This is a genomic window from Diplocloster hominis (genome assembly GCF_032380655.1).
GTDB lineage: Bacteria > Bacillota > Clostridia > Lachnospirales > Lachnospiraceae > Diplocloster > Diplocloster hominis.
Genome location: NZ_JAWDIY010000002.1, coordinates 179113 through 198096 on the forward strand (window position 1 = coordinate 179113; position 18984 = coordinate 198096).

Genomic DNA, 18984 nt, shown 5'->3' on the forward strand with positions numbered 1-18984 from the left:
TCACTTACCAGAAAATTCCTGTATGATAAAAACAGGAAGCCAAATAGCTGGATGTCAATGATTCTGTTTTAAGGGAGGGTTATGATGAAAAAAGCAAGAAAGATCCTGTCACTCATTCTGTGCCTGCTCATGATCATTACTGCTGCCGCGGGCTGCGGAAAAAAGGAAGAAGCGCCTGCCGGGCCGGCGGAACCGGCGGCTACGGAGGCGCCCGAAACACCGCCGGCTAAGGCTGCCGCTCCGGTGGACAGCTCGGTACCGGCAGAACCGGAACAGACTCCGGTGGAAGAAAAAGGGGTGCTTTTGATGGCTACGACTACCAGCACCGATGATACGGGGCTGCTGGATTACCTGAAGCCCATATTTCTTGCGGATACCGGCTGGGATCTGCAGTGGGACGCGGTCGGTACGGGAGAAGCCCTGAAAATGGGCGAGAACGGAGATGTGGCCGTAGTTTTGGTACATGCCAAGGCCAGCGAGGAAGAATTTGTGGCAGCGGGTTACGGGGTGGAGCGTTTTCCGGTGATGTACAATGATTTTATCGTGGCGGGGCCGGCTGAGCCGATCGCGCATACAGATAATATAGAAGCTGTTTTCTCGCAGATCATCAAAGACCAGCTTCCTTTTGTCTCCCGGGGAGACGATTCCGGCACAGATAAGAAAGAAAAACAAATATGGAAGAAGCTGGCCCTTGATCCGGCCAAGGACCCGGAATATGTGGAATCCGGACAGGGCATGGGCGCTACGCTGACGATGGCGGATGAGAGGGAGGCTTACTGCCTGACAGACCGGGGAACGTATCTGAAGATGAAGAAGGATGCCACGGTACCGCTGGAGCTGGAGATCGTCTGTGAGGGGGATTCCAGCCTGCTGAATCAGTACGGGGTGATCGCGGTGAATCCGGATAAATATCCTGATATCAATAACGTGGGAGCCAATGATTTCATCGACTGGATCTGCTCTGAAAAGGTGCAGCAGCTAATCGGCGAATACGGTGTGGAAGAATACGGGCAGGCGCTCTTTGTGCCCAATGCCGGAACCGATTCATAAAATACGAAGATGCATAGCGCCGTATCCGCGTAGGACCAAGGTCTTCCGGCGGATGCGGTGCTGTTTTCATTTCACAGGAAAGGGGCCGGGAATGAACGCGATTGAACAATGGATCAATGAGACATTTTCCAATGTAGGGGTATTAAGCTCTATAAAGGTGACGTTTCAGATGGCGGTCTGTTCCACCGTGATTTCCGCTCTGTTGGGAATCCCGCTGGGACTGCTGCTGGAGAAACACCATTTTCCAGGCAGGCGTATTGCGGTGCGGGTGAACAGGACCTTGATGGGAGTGCCGCCGGTGGTGATCGGCCTGCTGGTCTATATGCTTTTGATGCGGCGGGGACCATTGGGGGCGTTCCGCTGGCTGTTTACGATCAAGGGTATGGTGCTGGCGCAGACTCTCATCATCACACCGATTATATGCGGGATGGTCTATTCTTACGCGGTGCGCACTGCGCCCGCCATCCGCAGCTTTGCCGTTACGATGGGAGCAAATCCAATGCAGACGAACCGGCTGATGCTCCGGGAGATGAAAAATGAAATCTATTTTGCCATTCTCTCAGGCTTCGGGCGTTCTATCAGTGAAGTGGGAGCGGTTATGCTGGTGGGAGGAAATATCAAGGGAAATACCCGTACCATGACTACGGCCATTTCTCTGCTGAAAAGCCAGGGAATCTTTACGGAGGGAGTGGCCCTGGGGCTGATCCTATTACTGATGGCTTTTCTCCTGCAGTGCCTGGCGGACTTTTTCCGAAAGGAGGAAATACCCGTTGAAAATGATTGATATCCAAAAGAGGGTCGGGGATTTCTGCCTTCGGATTCCGGAACTGCGGCTGGAAGGCGGGTGTATTCACGGGCTGATCGGCGGAAACGGCTGTGGGAAAACCACGCTGGCGAAACTGATGATGGGAATCCTGACACCGGATTCCGGGCGGATCGACAGGGAGGGCCTGACCGGAAGGGAGATTACCATGACCGCCCAGAGACCCTATCTGATGCATGCCAGTGTCTATGAGAATGCGGCGTATCCGCTGAAACTTCGGGGGATGAAGCCCAAAGAGGCAGATATCAGGCCGTGGCTTACCCGCTGCGGGCTGTGGGAGAAGAAAGACCAGTACGCGGGCAGTCTGTCCGGAGGGGAACGGCAGAAATTGTCCATGATCCGTGCCATGATCTTTCGGCCGAAGCTGATTATTGTGGATGAAACCCTATCGAATCTGGACCCGGACAGTGTGGAGCTGTTCGAGCAGTGGATCAGGGAGATCCAGGAACAGTCCGCCGTCACCTGGGTGATGATCAGCCATCAGCTTTCCCATATATACCGTATGTGTGATCAGATTCACTTTCTGTCGCAGGGGGAGCTGGCCGTCAGCGGCCCTGCCCGGGAAGTGATTCGCAGCTGCGGGGAAGAAAGGCTTCGGGCTTTTTTAGACAGGGAACTATTAAAAGTGCATGATGGAAAAGGAAATGGATGAACAAAAAGCTGTTCCCCCATAAACCTATATGTGCTGTAACATGCACACTTGGAGGTAAAGATGAAGTTGCTGAGAGTGGATACATTGGAAGAGGCGATGGAGAAGCTGCTCCGGGCGGCTGAAAAGCTGCCGCTTAAGACGCATCGGGTCCGGACAGGGGAAGCGCTGGGAAGTATTCTGGCCGGGGATATGGTAAGTACAGAGAATATCCCGGGGTTCCGGCGTTCCACGGTGGATGGATATGCTGTGCTGGCACAGGATACACAGGGGGCGGCGGAAACTCTTCCGGTTTTTTTGGAATTGACGGAGGAAGTGAGCGCAGGACAAGTTCCCGGGCATCGGTTACATAGCGGTCAGTGTGCCTATGTTCCCACCGGAGGTATGATTCCGGAGGGAGCGGATGCCATGGTGATGATCGAATATTGTGAACCTTTCGGCACAGGACAGATCGCGGTAGGGCAGTCGGTATCCCCGGGAAAAGATGTGGTGCCCGTGGGGGATGATATCCGCATCGGGAATGTTTTTATCAAAAAAGGAACTAAAATCCGTGCCCAGGAGATCGGGGGGCTTTTGGCGGCAGGAATCGAAGAGATTCCGGTATTCGCCCCGTTTCGGGTTACGGTTTTATCCACAGGTGATGAACTGGTGGAGCCGGGAATTATGCCTGGTCCCGGACAGATGCGGGATATCAATACGGGGGTGCTGAAAACGCTGGCCTGCCAGTATGGCTGCGATGTGATTCGTACCGGCCTTTTGCAGGATGACAGAGAGCAGTTCTTACAGACGGTAAATGCTGCCATGCGGGACAGTGATCTGGTGCTGCTCTCCGGTGGCAGCTCACAGGGAAATAAGGATTTTACCGCTGAGGTGATCGACCGGCTTGCAAAGCCGGGAGTATTTACCCACGGACTGGCGTTAAAACCGGGAAAACCGACCATCCTGGGATATGATGAGCGCAGCCGTACGGTTCTGGCCGGGCTGCCGGGACACCCTGCGGCTGCAATGCTTGTATTTGTCCTGCTGTTCGGGCGGATGTTTAAGAAACTCCGGGGGGAAAGACAAACGGTCTGTATCCCGGCGCAGATGGAATGCAATGTGCCGGGAGCGCCGGGGAGGGAGACCTGCCAGCTGGTACGGCTGCTGCCCGGTGAGGACGGATACCTGGCCAGGCCGGTGTTTGGAAAGTCGGGATTGATCACCACACTGACGGAAGCGGACGGTTATACGATGATACCGGTTAACCGGGAAGGACTGTGTACTGGGGAAAGGGTCCGCGTGTGGATGTTATAGAGATAACGGGGCTGCTTTGCATCTTATAATACTTTACAGGGCAGTTGGGAAAGGATAGAAGCAAGATGGAGAAACGGAATCTGTATCTGAATAATACTCCGGCAGAAGAAGCGGTCCGGATCTATCGGAAGGCACTGGAAGCGGTCATCCGCGTCAGTTATGAGAGGATACCGGTAACGGAAGCGCTGAACCGGGTGACGAAGTCGGCAGTTTATGCAAAATATTGTTCTCCTCTTTACAATTCGGCAGCCATGGACGGAGTCGCTGTCATGGCAAAGACCACGAACCATGCCTCCGAGCGGGAACCCACAGAGCTGGTGATCGGCGAGGACTGTCAGATGATCGATACCGGTGATCCGATCAGGCCCCCATACAACGCGGTGATTATGGCGGAGGAGCTGGTGGAGACGGAGGACCCGGCTGTCGTCCGGGTTCTGGCGTCCGCCGCGCCGTGGCAGCATGTGCGGCCCATCGGGGAGGATATCGTGGCCGGCGAAATGATTCTGCCCGGAGGACACAGGATTCGTCCGATTGATATCGGCGTATTGCTTGCAGGAGGGATTGTGGACGTGGAGGTAATCCGGCGGCCGCTGGTAGCGGTGATCCCTACCGGTTCTGAGATGATTGAACCTGGACGGCAGCCGCGGGAGGGTGAGATCATCGAGTCAAATTCCCGGATGTTTGAGAATATGGTGACAGAGCAGGAGGGAGTGCCCCGCCGTCTGCCGCCCGTTCCTGATGATTATGAGCTGCTTCGGCAGGCGGTCCATACGGCTGTACAGGACCATGATATGGTGCTGGTGAATGCCGGGTCCAGCGCGGGGACGGAGGATTATACCGTGCATGTGTTAAGAGAGCTGGGGCAGGTGATCGTTCATGGCGTGGCGATAAAACCAGGAAAGCCGGTGATACTGGCTGTTGTGGACGGGAAACCGGTAATCGGGCTTCCGGGCTACCCGGTGTCCGCCTTCATCGGCTTTCAGAATTTTGTGATACCGGTGATGGATCTTTTCTTAGACCGGAACCGGCAGCCGGTAGCCTGTGCCGAAGCGGTGCTGTCGAGACGCCTGATCTCCAGCCTGAAATATAAAGAGTATGTCAGGGTTAAGATTGGAAAGGTGGATGAGAAGCTGATCGCCGCACCGCTGGCCAGGGGCGCGGGCGCGGCCATGTCCCTGGTGAGGGCGGATGGTTTTTGTGTCATCGGCCAGAACAGCGAAGGCGTGGAGGCAGGAGAAACGGTGCAGGTGGAGTTATTCCGAAGCCTGTCAGAAATCGAACATACGGTGATGGTGATCGGAAGCCATGACCTGCTGCTGGATGTCCTGGCGGACCTGATGCCGAATTTGCATCCGCATATGTTTTTGAGCAGCACCCATGTAGGGAGTATGGGCGGCCTCATGGCACTGCTCCGGGGGGAAGCCCATGTGGCTCCGGTCCATCTGCTGGATCAGAAGACCGGTGTATATAACATCCCGTACCTGGAAGAACTTTTTCACGAACCGGTTCTGCTGATCAAGGGTGTGAAACGGATTCAGGGATTGATCGTCAAAAAGGGAAATCCTCTGAAGATCAGGGGAATCAGTGATCTGCCGGGCCATCGGTACGTGAACCGGCAGAGGGGGGCCGGAACCAGAATTCTGTTTGACTATCTTCTGAGTGAAAATGGGCTTACGCCGGAGGAAATAGACGGATACTCCCATGAGGCATCAACCCATATGGCCGTAGCGGCTCTGGTGAGCAGCGACGGGGCAGACGCCGGGATGGGGATTCAGTCGGCCGCGAAGGCCATGGATCTGGATTTCCTTCCGATCGGAGCGGAGGAATACGACTTTGCGCTCTACCCGAAGGCTCTGGAACTTCCGCATATACAGGCATTCCTGGATGTGCTGACAAGTAAAGCATTCCGGATGAAGCTTAAAGAGCTGGGAGGATATGATACTTTCGGAACCGGGGAGCAGATTCTGATTCATGGGTTTGATAAACAGCCGGATAAATAACATGATATATCCATTGAGCAGAGTCGGGTTACGTGCTATAATTTACCAATGATTGGAAAAATAAGGCCGGCAAAGTAAATGAACAAAGTAATGCTAACAAAGTTTAAAGCTGTTAAAGGAAAACAGATGGAGGGAAACACACATGAACCCGGTTATCATACGCAATGTCAGAATCGGAGAGGGTATACCGAAGATCTGCGTGCCCATTGCAGGCGCGACGGAGAAAGAGATCATAGATCAGGCGGCGGAGCTGCCCGGCCTGCCGGTAGATATCGTGGAATGGCGTGCGGACTGGTTTGCCGATGTATTTGATTTTGAACGGGTGAACGAAGTTTTGGAAAAGTTAAGAGAGGCAGCAGGTGATCTGCCGCTTCTATTTACATTCCGCACGGCTCTGGAAGGCGGGGAAAAGTCGATCACAGCTGCTGAGTACACGGAACTTGTGGTCAGGGCGAGCGGGACAGGACTGATTGATCTGGTTGATATAGAGTATTTTACTGTGGGGGAGGACTTGCACAAGTGTCTGAAGGCAGCCCATGAATCCGGAGTAAGGGCCATCGTGTCGAGTCACGATTTCCAGGAGACTCCTTCAAAGGAAGAGATGCTGGCCCGACTTCGGGGAATGCAGGAGGCAGGTGCGGATATCCCCAAACTGGCCGTTATGCCCCGGAACAGACGGGATGTACTGAACCTGCTGGATGCGACGCAGGAGATGGTCACCGGGTATGCAGACCGCCCGATCATTACCATGTCCATGGGCGTAAGAGGGCTGATCAGCCGGCTGTGCGGGGAGGAATTCGGCTCCAGTGTGACCTTTGGATCAGCGAAACAGGCCTCCGCGCCAGGACAGATCCCAGTATCGGAATTGGTAACCGTTCTTAGGACGATACATGAGAATCTATCGTGAAATAGCAGTAACGCTCAAAATAACCTTGCTGAATTTTCAAAGCATCTTACGGAAGTGGAGTGGTATATATGCCTGATCGGGAAATGATCTTAAAACAACTGCACGCCCAGATCCATGTCAACGGCCATATTATCGGTGTCGCCACCGGAAGCGGAATGACGTCCAAATACACGGTGCTGGGAGGGGCGGACCTGATCCTGGCCTTGAGTGCGGGGAGGTTCCGGCAGATGGGCAGAAGCTCCCTGTGCTGTTTTCTTTGTTATGGCAACAGCAATGATATCGTTATGGAATTCGCCACCCGGGAACTTCTGCCGGTGATACCGGATACCCCGGTTATATTTGGAATCAATGCCAGTGACCCGGCCATCCACCTCTACGATTACATATCAAAAATCAAAGAGCTTGGCTTCGCTGGTATAAACAACTTCCCCACCGTGGGCCTGATCGACGGTCATTTCCGGGAAGCACTGGAGGAAGAGCAGGTCACCTATGACCGGGAGGTGGAGGCGATCCGGATCGCCCGGTTTTTGGACTTGCTGACCATCGCCTATGTATTTGACGAGGAGCAGGCCAGGAAGATGCTGGATGCCGGAGCGGATATCATCTGTGCGCATCTGGGACTGACCACAGGAGGCGTGCTGGGGCCCAAAAAAGTCGTATCCCTGGAACAGTCCGCCATGCTGGCCAGAAGAATCTTTGATGTGTGCAAAGGCAGGACGGATGTGATCAAGGTCGTCTACGGCGGACCGATTAAAACCCCCATTGATATGCAGTATATCTATGAAACAACTGATTGTCAGGGGTTCATAGGAGGATCTTCATTTGAAAGAATTCCGGCGGAAAAGGCTATTCTGAATGTAACCCGGGCTTATAAGACCTCCGGCAGTCTGGACGAGGACAATGTGGTATATAAAGTACTCATGGGAAATGGACGGAATTATGATTACATAAATTATGTCAAACAGTTTATTCAGGAAAATTACCGGAGCCAGATTCATCTTGGGGATCTGGCGATGGCGGCCCATATCTCCGCTTCTTATCTGAGCACTCTGTTCAAAAAAGAGGAGGGGATGAGTTTCAGTGAATACCTGGTGCGGTTCCGAATGGACCGTGCTGCAGAATTTATGGAGGATACGGGAATTCCGTTTGTCGAAGTGGCTAATATGGTTGGATATACAGACTATGCCCAGTTCTGCAAGATGTTTAAAAAGTACAAGGGCGTTTCTCCGACGGATTTTCGGAAATCTAATATAAACACAAAAAATATCTGATGAATACGGGAGAAAAACCAATATAACCACATAAGATACAAATATAACCACATTTACTAATGAAGAGGGAAACAGTAAAATGTACTTATCAAACATTTACTGTTTCTTTTATTTTTTCATAGGAAGTGCTCCTATGAAATAAAAAACTTTTACAAAGGGACACAACCTGTTCCATAAAACCAAATACAAAGAAAGAGACAGTGGATTCCACAATAGGAATTCTGAGAGATCCGGCCGGATCAGAAAATGCAGGAAAGATAAGTGTCACATGGAAAAGCAGCAGAACAACGGAATCAGTCAGGCAACCGTACAAGTTGGGCAATGATACAACCTGAGCAATGGTATAAGTTGCCGAATAACAGAATGAAAGGAGGAAGGTATTTGAAAACAATAGCAGTAGCAGGAACCTTTGATACAAAAGGGGAAGAATTTGCTTATGTGAAGGATTTGATCGAGAGCATAGGATTGAAGGCCTATATGATACATACAGGGGTATTCGAACCGGCATTTACGCCGGATGTCTCCAATCAGGAGCTGGCGGCAGCGGCAGGGGAGAAGATAGAAGACGTTGTAGCCAGAAAAGACAGGGCCTGGGCCATGGAAGTGCTGTCCAAAGGGATGGAAAAGCTTCTGCCAGGACTTTACGATGAGGGAAAGTTTGATGGAATATTATCCTTCGGAGGTTCCGGAGGAACGGCGCTGGTGACGCCGGCTATGCAGGCGCTGCCCATCGGTGTGCCGAAGGTGATGGTATCCACCATGGCTTCCGGGAACACGCAGCAGTATGTGGGGACCAGCGATATCGTCATGATGCCGTCGATCGTGGACGTGTCGGGATTGAACAGTATTTCGGTGAAAATATTTACCAATGCCGTATTCGCCATCGCCGGAATGGTGAGCTTTGAAAATAAGAAAACAGTACCGGAAAAGCCATTGATCGCAGCTACCATGTTCGGAGTGACGACACCTTGCATTACCCATGCGAGGGAATATCTGGAGAAACGCGGGTATGAGGTGCTGGTGTTCCATGCCACAGGAATCGGAGGGCGCTCCATGGAAATGCTGATCCGCGCCGGATTCATCAAGGGCGTGCTGGACCTGACCACAACGGAGTGGTGCGACGAACTGATCGGAGGTGTCCTGAACGCAGGCCCTCACCGCAGCGAAGCGGCTTCCCTGTGCAGGATTCCCCAGGTGGTATCGGTGGGAGCCATGGATATGGTAAATTTCGGGCCCTACGACACGGTTCCGGAGAAATTCGCGGGCCGGAATCTCTATAAGCACAATCCGATGGTCACGCTGATGCGCACCACCGAGGAGGAAAATGCCCGGATCGGCGAAAAGCTGGCGGAGAAACTGAACATGGCCTCGGAAAAAACAGTGCTGATGCTTCCGCTGAAAGGGGTATCCGCGATAGACATGGAAGGCGGGGCCTTCTATGGGCCTTCGGAAGACCAGGTGTTGTTCAACACCTTAAAGAGTAAAGTAAACACAGAAGTTGTGGAAATTGAGGAAATGGACTGCAATATCAATGATCCTGCGTTTGCCGAAGCGGCAGCAGAGAAATTAATAGAAATGATGAAATAGGAGGATATGTAAAATGAACACAATGTCAAGAACGGAGATCTTAGCAAAATTCAAACAGGAAACAGCTAATGGTAAAATTCTGGTAGGTGTAGGCGCCGGCACCGGTATCACCGCCAAGAGCAGTGAAGCAGGCGGAGCTGATATGCTGATCATCTATAATTCCGGGCGCTTCCGGATGGCAGGCAGAGGATCCCTATCCGGACTGTTATCCTACGGCGACGCGAACCAGATCGTTGTGGAGATGGGGTCTGAAGTGCTCCCGGTAGTTAAGAATACACCGGTACTGGCCGGCGTGTGCGGAACCGACCCGTTCCGTGTGATGGATGTATATTTGAAACAGCTTAAGGATATGGGATTTAACGGCGTGCAGAATTTCCCTACCGTAGGGTTGATCGACGGCGTGTTCCGCCAGAACCTGGAAGAAACCGGTATGGGTTATGGCCTGGAAGTGGATATGATCCGCAAGGCTCATGAGCTGGATATGCTGACCTGCCCCTACGTATTCGATCCGGACCAGGCGAAAGCCATGGCGGAAGCAGGAGCCGACATTCTGGTTGCCCATATGGGACTGACTACCAAGGGAACCATCGGCGCGCAGACCGCCCTCACACTGGATGACTGTGTGGTGAAAATCAAAGCGATCATCGAAGGCGGAAGAAGCGTTAATCCGGATGTTATGGTCATCTGCCACGGCGGACCGATCGCGGAGCCGGAAGATGCGCAGTATGTCATCGAGAGAATTCCGGAAATCGACGGATTCTTCGGAGCGTCCAGTATCGAACGGTTTGCTGCTGAGAGAGGTATTAAAGCGCAGACAGAAGCTTTCAAGGATGTTCATAGATAAATACGAGAAGGGTGCGCTTTTGAAAAAGCTTTTGCCATATAGCATTACACTATGGTCAAAAGCTTTTTCATGCAATACCAGTATGTTTCTATTGCATGAAAAAGCTTCAAGGTATACCTGTATGCCTTAAAAACAAGGCAAATGAAAGAACCATGATTAGGGTTCGCCCCTTATGGGGAATTTTACTGGCAGATTTCTATATTTGAAAGCGAGGATTGGGGAATGAACAAAAAATCTATACCGTATGGACAGATTATAAAATGGGTGATTGCGATCGGGGTTCCGGCACTTTTGTATTTCATCATTCCGCAGTCAGATGCGGTCACACCGGAGATGAGGAAATTTTTCGTCGTTACGGCGTGGGCGATTCTGACCTGGGCTTTGAACCTGATGCCTGTCTATATCTCCGGGCTGCTGCTGACGATCGGGGCTATTCTATGGGGTGTGGCACCGGCGGCAGTGGTACTTTCGCCCTGGACAGGGTCTGTTGTGTGGCTGTCCCTGGGAGGCCTGACATTATCCGTTATATTTGAAAAAAGCGGGCTGATGCAGAGAATTGCATATTTTTTCATCGTTAAGACCGGAGGCTCTTACAAAGGTATCGTCACGGGAATCGTCCTGTCAGGCGTGATCGTTGCGTTACTGGTGCCGAATATGACCGGCCGTGTGGCTTTGTACTGCGCCCTCTGCTATGGTATCTATCATGCCCTGAAAATAAAGAACAACAGTAATACCGGAGCCGGTATTATGTTCGCAGGCTTTGTAGCCGCGATCGCTCCGGCCTGGCTGTACTTATCCGCCAGTGAGAATCTTCAGCTGGTCAACTCCTACTTAAAAGAAACCGGTCACGCGGTAAGCTGGATGGAATATTTCATCAGCAACTTCCCGGTCATGCTGATCTGGACCCTTGTCCTGCTGGTTATGGTACGGATTCTGTTCAAACAGGATGTGCAGATCGACGGGAAAGAGTATTTTGTAGAAAAATATAAAGAACTCGGAAAAATGAAGCCCAAAGAGATCAAATTCCTGGTTGTCCTGGTATTGCTTGTTATCGCTATGATATTTACCAATATCGATGCCGGATGGCTGTTCTCCCTGGCGGTGATCGCCTGCTATCTGCCGGGTGTGCAGGTGGCTGAAGTGGAAGATCTGAAGTCTGTGAATTTCCCGATGGTATTCTTCGTGGCCGCGACCATGTCCATCGGAAGCATGTCCAACGCTGTCGGTGTCGCGGATCTGGTCAGCAGCATCGTGATGCCGCTTTTACAAAATGTAGGAAACCTGGGAATGACTGCGTTTGCATGGCTGACCGGTGTGGTCACAGACATGATGATGACGCCGCTGGCCGGTATGGCGGCATTTTCACCGCTGTTTATCGACATCGCTTCCAAACTCGGTTTGAGCATCGTAGGTACGACGTTCAGCTTTGTATGGGGCGTGGAACAGCTGTTCTTCCCCTATGAGTGGGCATTGTTCCTGATCCTGTTCAGCTACGATGTATTCGATATGAAGAAGGCGATCAAATTCTGTACGACCCGTACGGTTTTGAGCATTATATTCCTGATCCTTATCATATTCCCTTACTGGTCGCTGACCGGATTCTTGAAGTAACTGGTATTGATACGGCAGGTCCTCTGACAAAGGGGATTCTGCCTGCATGTATACCGCAGAAAACTGCGGGACTGGAGGAAAACAATGGACGCGCAAACAATAAAATATGAAAAAAAAGAACATCTGATCACTAAGCAGAACAAGGCAGAGCAGGAGATACTGGCGGAGTTTGAACAGGGAAATTATACTCTGAAATCCCCTCTGGTTAAACTGAACCCCTATCTGATCTCTCCGTTAACTGCCCTGGTCTTATTCCGCACAGAAGTAAAGCAGGAGGTTACTCTGACGGTAAGGGGCAAAGAGTCCGCAGGAAATATTTCCCATACATTTCCGCGCAATACGGTACATATCCTGCCGGTATATGGGTTATACGGGGACTATGAGAATACGGTGGAACTTAAGACATCAGGGGGCGAGACCAGCCTGATCAAGATCCGCACCAGCCCCCTGGCTCCGGAGGTACCGGTGCCCACCTTCTGCAAAGAAAATAAAGAGCATATGGGTGACAATTTTATCTTCCTGACGCAGACTTCCAAAGCGGATGCGCTGGCCTGTGATTACCGGGGGGATGTCCGCTGGTATCTTACTGTGAACGTATCTTTTGACATGAAGCGGCTGGCCAACGGACATCTGCTGGTGGGAACCGACCGTCTGATCCGTCTGCCCTATTACGTCAGCGGTGTTTACGAGATGGGGGTTCATGGCAAGATCTACCGGGAATACCGTGTACCGGGCGGTTATCATCACGACACATTTGAGATGGAAGACGGCAATATTCTAATGCTGACCCAGGCACCGGATGCGGAAACGGTGGAGGACGTACTGGCGCTGGTAGACCGCAGGACAGGTAAGATTATCCGTACCTGGGATTATAAAAAGCTGCTGCCCTACCAGTGTGCCGCTACCTATTCCGGTTCCGGTTCCGCCCACGACTGGTTCCATAATAACGCCGTGTGGTATGATAAAAAAACCGACTCTGTCACGCTGTCGGGGCGGCATCAGGATGCGGTCATCAATATCGACTATGTGAGCGGGGAACTGAACTGGGTGCTCGGTGACCCGACCGGCTGGCCGGAGGATTTTGTAAATCGTTACTTTTTCACACCGGTAGGGGAACCATTTGAATGGTCCTATGAACAGCACGGCGTTCTGGTCTGCCCGGACGGGGACATCATGATGTTCGATAATGGTCATTACCGCTCGAAGATTAAGGAACAGTATGCCAAAGCGGCCGACAGCTATTCCCGGGGTGTCCGTTACCAGATCGACACACAAGCGCGCAAGGTCCGCCAGGTCTGGCAGTATGGAAAAGAGCGGGGAGCGGATTTCTTTTCCCCTTATATCTGCAATGTGGAGTATTATGGGGAAGGTCGGTATATGGTACATTCCGGAGGAATCGCGTACAAGGACGGAGAACCTCTGGAGGGTCTGGGCAGTATGGACGGCACGGGGCCGGACTGCAGCCTGAATTCCATCACCTGTGAGATCGTAAATGATGAGGTGGTCTATGAACTGCATGTTCCGTCCAATGTATTCCGGGCCGAGAAACTGCCGGCTTATTACGCCGGAGAAGTGATGGAGCTGGGAGCCGGACGGGTATGCGGCACCATGAGCGTTACCGGGGAATTCGACACCGAGGTGCCGGCACAGGCTGCCGCAGAAGCAGTACCGGATCACTATGAAGCTTCCCTTACGGAAGAAGAGGACCGGATCCTGTTCAATGCCACATATGAAAAAGGACAGCTGGCCATGCTGCTGCTGACGGGTGAGGATGACCGTGTCCATCGCTATTACATCAACACGTCGGCATCTAAGAATTTCGAAGCAATGTGTGTCGGAACGTTCCTGAAAAACAATCCCCGGAATGTGGATCTGTTTATCAACAAGAAGGGGCTCGGCGGGAAATTCCGCGTGCAGCTATTGGTAGATGAGTACATTTACGAGACAGGGATTACATTAGATTTTTGATACGGAACAGACTGGTTCTATTGAAATGTGATATATGGGAAAACGGCTGTTTTGAAGAAGCGGCGGCTTTGAAGAAAGTTCAAAGCCGCCGGTTTTTGACCCTTGAAGCGGTATGGGGCATGTGCTATGATGCTAACATAAATGAGAGAAAGGGGTGATCACGTGGATTATCAATCCCTGACAGATACCGCCGTACTGGCCGGTGAGATCATGTTAAAAAATAATGCGGAGACTTACCGCTGTGAAGAGACGATTACCCATATGCTGGAAGCGCAAAAGCCTGCCAGGGTGGAAGCGGTCGTGCTGACTACCTCCATTTTGGTGACGGCTTCCGACCGGGACATGCATCCCATTACTGTCGTACGCAGGATTAAGAACAGAGATACGAATCTGAACCGGATCTGCCGGGTGAATGAGATATCCCGGCGTTTCTGTTCCGGTGCCCTGACACTGGAAGAGACCAGGGAAGAGCTGATGTCCGTATCCCGGGAGAAGATCTACCGTCCCCATCTTGTCAATCTGTGTCTGGTACTGGTGTCCATCTTCTATACGATGCTGCTGGGCGGACACGCCGTCGACTGTCTGAACGCGGCAGTGTGCGGTATCCTGATGGCAGCCTTGACCTATGCCGGCAACCGGATCGGTCTGAGACCGTTTATCCGTGACTTCTGTATCTGTGCGTCCATCGCGGTCTGTGCCTGTGCGGTGGGCCGGTTCCTGCCGGTACCGGTCCATCTGGACCTGATCATCATAGCGACCATGATGCCGATGATGCCGGGGGTAGCGGTGACTAACGCGGCCCGTGATACCCTCCAGGGGGATTATATGTCCGGCGGAGCCAGAATGCTGGAGGCTTTTGTAAAAGCTCTGGCGATCGCGTTGGGAGTGGGGCTTGGCCTTGGCATCTGCAGTTTGTTCGGATGGGAGGTTCTGCTATGATCCTACAGATTATCGGTGCATTCGTATCTGTCCTGTGCTTCTCCATCATTCTGGAGGTCCCCAGGAAATATCTGCTGTATACCAGCGCTACCGGTGCTCTTGGCTGGCTCATCTATCTGGTGGTGCTTCACGTGGAAAACAGCACGATTATGGGAAGCCTGATTTCCGCCATCGTGGTTGCCCTGCTGTCCAATATCCTGGCCCGGAGCCGGAAAGCTCCGGTAACCACGTTTTTCGTTCCGGGAATTCTGCCGATCGTACCTGGTGTCGGTATGTTCCGTGTGGTTTACTATATGCTGGAGAAAGATTTTGAGGCAGTTAAGGCGTATCTGTTTGAGACATTTATGATTGCCGGAGCGATCGCCCTTGCGATCTTTCTGATCGATTCCATCTTCCTGCTGTTTCTGAGATACGACCGGAAGCGGGCCAGGGCAAAGCAAAAAAAGTAACTATCTGGGCCTGTAGTGCCTGGTACTATTCCGAATAATTAAGTCTCCGTCGATCAACATCTTCTGTACAGGAGAATCCGGATGGCTGATCTTATGATCCAGGAGGCGTACCGCCCAGATACCCAGATCTGCAGGATAAGCGTTACAGGTGGTCAGCGGCGGATCGGAGATCGCGGAGAAAGAGATATTATCGATTCCTACAACAGAGATATCCTCCGGCACTTTCACGCCGGCTTCCTTAAAAGCCTTGATGGCGCCCAGAGCAATACAGTCATTGATCGCCAGCATGGCGGACGGGAATGTGACACCCTGGCGCAGCAGGGCTTTTGTGCTTTCATAGGAACCGGAGAGGGAAGGAGGCACTTCATGGATCAGTGAGGAATCAAAGGGAAGGCCCAGGGTTTGCAGAGCAGATTTATAAGATGATCTCAGACTCTGGCAATTACAGGTGGGCAGGGAATTGGCTAACAGGCCTATCTTTTGATGTCCCAGATCGGCCAGATGCTTGACAGCGATATAGGACAACTGTTCATTGTTGGCAACCACGCAGTCATAAGGCTCATGAACCAGCAGGTTATCCACGATAACCAGCGGAGAATGAAGTTCCTGCAGGTAGGTATTGTCGTGCGGATACCACTCGGTTCCCAGCAGAATCAGCCCGTCCTCCTGGGGCTGGCTGCGCAGCATATCGAAAACTTCCCCGGCGTTATGGGCATCGAATGAGGTCATAATGAGGTTATAGCCCAGCCGTCTGGACTCGTGTTCGATGGAGTCGATCATGGAGGATACGAAATTTGCGTTTCCGTCAACCAGATAAGAATGCAGGCTGTATTTCAAAAAACGGATGCTTCTGGTTTGGCTGAACGGGAGAGGTTCTGATTCAATAACATATCCATTCTGTAAGAGAAGCCCGGTCAGACGTTCCCGGGTTTCTTTGTTTACCCCTTTTTTGTTATGCAGCACCAGGGATACGGTGGCAGGTGAGACCTGTGCGGCTTGTGCGATATCTTTTAGATTCAATTTCAGTCCTCCTTTTGGAGTATGTTTTCTTTTGTGTCTGCAGCCAATATTCTATTTTGATTTTTGCTGTATCTATCATAGCAAGTTCTATTTTAAAATTCAAGAGAATATTTTAATAAAATGATTTAAAATTTATGTATATTTTAAACAAAGAGCATAGGAGAAAACCTGTGTAAAAAATAGTAAATAATAAAAAATAAATAAAAATTTAAAAAAAACACATCGAATATTGACAAAATAGCAAATAAAAGCTAGCATAATAGGTATAAAACAGCATTCAAAAGGGACTTCTTTAATTAAAATGGTTTAAATAATCGATTAAAATCATTAAAACAATGAAGGGAAGAAATGTAAAATAAGAGAAAAAGTTTAAAATTTAGTCCCACTTTAAAATGCTGAGATACCAAAGGGCCAGAGGAGACATTGATCTGTTCACAAAGGAGGAGAAAATTATGTTCAAAAGGTTATTTGCATTATTCATGGCTGCAGTCCTGATTGCGTTGGCAGCCGCCGGATGCGCGGATCAAAAGGATAAGGAAACGGCATCCGCTCCCACATCAGAATCAACCGATGCCAAAGATTCCGGGCAGGATGGCAATAAGCCGGCGCCTGGACAGGAAAAAGGGAACAGCGGTATGACGGTCGGGGTTTCGATCTGCTCCTTATTTTCCCCCTATTATGTGGGGACCTATAATGGGATTACGGCTACGGCAGAAGAGATGGGGGTAGAGCTGGTAACCCTGATGGCAGACGACGACATTAATAAACAAAATGAGCAGATGAGGAATCTGATATCCCAGAAAGTCGACGCCATCATCTGTATCCCGTTAGACGGCACATCAATAGCCGTTACCGTACAGGAAGCGATGGATGCGGGAATTCCAGTGATTATGTGCGACCGGGCCATTGAAGGAGCACAGGCAGCGAAATCCGTGGTGGCAGACACTTACCAGATGGGAAAGGATATTATCCAGTGGTTTGTGGACGATGTAAAGGAGGAAGGAAAGATTACGGAACCTTATCAGGCGCTGCTGCTTCTTGGAAGCCTTGGTGATTCCGCGACTGTGAAATTGTCCACCGGTTTCAAGGAAGTGATCGCAGAACATCCGGACATCATTGAGATCGTCGGGGAGGTGCCGACTGAATGGAACCAGGAGACGGCTTTAAAGGGAATGCAGAACTGGCTGCAATCCAATCCGGAGATTAATATGATCATTGTTCCTTCCGATCTGCTGATTCCCTCCGTACAGAGTGCGCTACAGCAGGTGAACCGCTGGCATAGGATCGGTGAAGAAGGGCATGTGGTGATCCTCTCCAGTGACGGTGATGCGGCAGGTATGCAGGTGTTAAAGGATGGATACAGCGAAGTGGACGGAGCCTTTGACGCGGTGGACTGCGGAGTGCAGAGCGTGATTCATGCGGTTAAGATTCTGAATGGGGAAGAGGAAGCGGACGACGGGCAGATCGTCTACGGGGCGACGCTGGCAACTTATAAAAATGTAGAGGAAACGGGCCCTGCGATCTGGAGTTGGGCCGATGTGGAATAAAGGCAGGGTGATCTGTGTGAAAGAAAAACTGCATAAGCTTACGGCAGTGATCATAAAATATCCGATCCTGGTTTTCCTGACGGCAGCGGCAACGATTGCGATATTCTTCACTCCTAATTTCTTTACAGTGTTTAATCTGAAGAATCTGTTGCTGCAGTCCACCGATCTGCTGATTCTCTCCTGTGGTCTGACATTGGTTCAGTTAAACGCCGGGATCGATTTCAGCATTACCTCCGTTCTTTCCCTGGGCAGTGTACTTGGTGCTTACATTATGGCCAGAACCCCGCTTGCCGCAAGTCCCCTGATGGGGATCTGCGCCGCGGTTCTTATGATGGCAGGTACAGGGGCGGTATTTGGAATCATTAATGGAGCTGCGGTGACCAGACTTAAGATGCCGTCCTTTATCGTTACACTGGTGATGCAGATGATCGGTTCCGGCGCCGCTGTGCTGTTCGTCAACTCGATTGCGGCTGAGACGACGCTGTCTGCCACGATCGCAGGGCTGCCGCCGGCGTTCAGTATTCTGGGCGGGCTTGGAAACTGGTTCTTTGTACCGGTACTGATCGCCGCCGCTGTATTCCTTTTCTCTGACTGGCTACTGACGAAAACCCGGTTCGGAAGAAATGTCTACGCAGTGGGAACCAACGCCAGAACCGCGGAAGTATCTGGCATTCCGGTGAAAAAGACAGTTTTCCTCCTGTTCGTGCTGTGCGGCCTGTATGCCGGGATCGCCAGTATCCTGGCGACGGCCAGAAATCAATCAGGAATTCCGACTTTGGGGGATAAGGTATTTTTAAATATAATTGGGGCAGTAATCATCGGGGGTACCAGTGTACTGGGAGGCTCCGGCGGTGTAAAACAGACGCTTCTGGGGGTGATTTTCATGTCCCTGATGACCGATGTCATGAACCTCATGAACGTAACCTGGTATATTATATTGTTGGTACAGGGAATTCTGATCTTTGTCGTGGCCATGGTGGATTATTTTATGAAGCGGCAGAACGCGTATCAGGAAAACTAAGCCGG

The 18984-nt window shown here is 51.3% G+C and carries 16 protein-coding genes; 15 read left to right on the plus strand and 1 reads right to left on the minus strand.

The annotated features are described in order from the left end of the window. Positions 1-84 precede the first annotated feature (84 nt). From ABC831_RS02895 to ABC831_RS02955, 13 genes are all read left to right on the plus strand, one after another. Positions 85-1050 carry an ABC transporter substrate-binding protein gene (locus ABC831_RS02895; RefSeq protein ID WP_343246739.1) on the plus strand — a complete coding sequence of 322 codons (966 nt, stop codon included), beginning with the start codon at positions 85-87 and terminating at the stop codon, positions 1048-1050. Between the two features lie 91 nt (positions 1051-1141). After that, the gene (locus ABC831_RS02900) at positions 1142-1834 is read left to right on the plus strand and encodes an ABC transporter permease (RefSeq protein WP_343246740.1); all 693 of its coding nucleotides are present in this window, start codon (positions 1142-1144) and stop codon (positions 1832-1834) included. Beyond that, a complete protein-coding gene (locus ABC831_RS02905) occupies positions 1827-2525 on the plus strand; it encodes an ATP-binding cassette domain-containing protein (RefSeq protein WP_343246891.1) in 699 nt (232 codons plus the stop codon). Before ABC831_RS02900 ends, ABC831_RS02905 begins: the two co-directional genes overlap by 8 nt. A 60-nt stretch (positions 2526-2585) precedes the next feature. Further along, positions 2586-3815, plus strand: a complete 1230-nt coding sequence (locus ABC831_RS02910) for a molybdopterin molybdotransferase MoeA (RefSeq protein ID WP_343246741.1) — start codon at positions 2586-2588, stop codon at positions 3813-3815. 65 nt (positions 3816-3880) lie between these two features. Continuing rightward, positions 3881-5815, plus strand: a complete 1935-nt coding sequence (locus ABC831_RS02915) for a molybdopterin biosynthesis protein (RefSeq protein ID WP_343246742.1) — start codon at positions 3881-3883, stop codon at positions 5813-5815. Between the two features lie 142 nt (positions 5816-5957). Beyond that, positions 5958-6722 (plus strand): type I 3-dehydroquinate dehydratase, encoded by a 765-nt coding sequence (gene aroD / locus ABC831_RS02920; protein WP_343246743.1) that lies wholly within the window; start codon positions 5958-5960, stop codon positions 6720-6722. Positions 6723-6790: 68 nt separating this feature from the next. After that, positions 6791-7993 carry a phosphoenolpyruvate hydrolase family protein gene (locus ABC831_RS02925; RefSeq protein WP_343246744.1) on the plus strand — a complete coding sequence of 401 codons (1203 nt, stop codon included), beginning with the start codon at positions 6791-6793 and terminating at the stop codon, positions 7991-7993. A 381-nt stretch (positions 7994-8374) separates the two neighbouring features. After that, positions 8375-9580 carry a Tm-1-like ATP-binding domain-containing protein gene (locus tag ABC831_RS02930; protein ID WP_343246745.1) on the plus strand — a complete coding sequence of 402 codons (1206 nt, stop codon included), beginning with the start codon at positions 8375-8377 and terminating at the stop codon, positions 9578-9580. Positions 9581-9593: 13 nt separating this feature from the next. Beyond that, on the plus strand, positions 9594-10424 hold the full coding sequence (locus tag ABC831_RS02935) for a phosphoenolpyruvate hydrolase family protein (protein ID WP_343246746.1): 831 nt from the start codon (positions 9594-9596) through the stop codon (positions 10422-10424). 222 nt (positions 10425-10646) lie between these two features. Further along, the gene (locus tag ABC831_RS02940) at positions 10647-12035 is read left to right on the plus strand and encodes an SLC13 family permease (RefSeq protein ID WP_343246747.1); all 1389 of its coding nucleotides are present in this window, start codon (positions 10647-10649) and stop codon (positions 12033-12035) included. 84 nt (positions 12036-12119) lie between these two features. After that, positions 12120-14003: an aryl-sulfate sulfotransferase gene (locus tag ABC831_RS02945; RefSeq protein ID WP_343246748.1), complete on the plus strand. Its 1884-nt coding sequence runs from the start codon at positions 12120-12122 to the stop codon at positions 14001-14003. Positions 14004-14144: 141 nt separating this feature from the next. Continuing rightward, a complete protein-coding gene (locus ABC831_RS02950; RefSeq protein WP_343246749.1) occupies positions 14145-14942 on the plus strand; it encodes a threonine/serine exporter family protein in 798 nt (265 codons plus the stop codon). Next, on the plus strand, positions 14939-15391 hold the full coding sequence (locus ABC831_RS02955) for a threonine/serine exporter family protein (protein ID WP_343246750.1): 453 nt from the start codon (positions 14939-14941) through the stop codon (positions 15389-15391). The genes ABC831_RS02950 and ABC831_RS02955 overlap by 4 nt, the downstream gene beginning before the upstream one ends. On the opposite strand, the gene ABC831_RS02960 is transcribed toward ABC831_RS02955, so the two are convergent. Then, a complete protein-coding gene (locus ABC831_RS02960; RefSeq protein WP_343246751.1) occupies positions 15392-16411 on the minus strand; it encodes a LacI family DNA-binding transcriptional regulator in 1020 nt (339 codons plus the stop codon). It lies immediately after the preceding gene. A 452-nt stretch (positions 16412-16863) separates the two neighbouring features. On the opposite strand from ABC831_RS02960, the gene ABC831_RS02965 reads away from it, so the two are divergent. Continuing rightward, a complete protein-coding gene (locus ABC831_RS02965; RefSeq protein ID WP_343246752.1) occupies positions 16864-17958 on the plus strand; it encodes a sugar ABC transporter substrate-binding protein in 1095 nt (364 codons plus the stop codon). Beyond that, complete coding sequence (locus tag ABC831_RS02970) at positions 17948-18979, plus strand: ABC transporter permease (protein WP_343246753.1); 1032 nt, start codon at positions 17948-17950, stop codon at positions 18977-18979. The genes ABC831_RS02965 and ABC831_RS02970 overlap by 11 nt, the downstream gene beginning before the upstream one ends. Positions 18980-18984 lie beyond the last annotated feature (5 nt).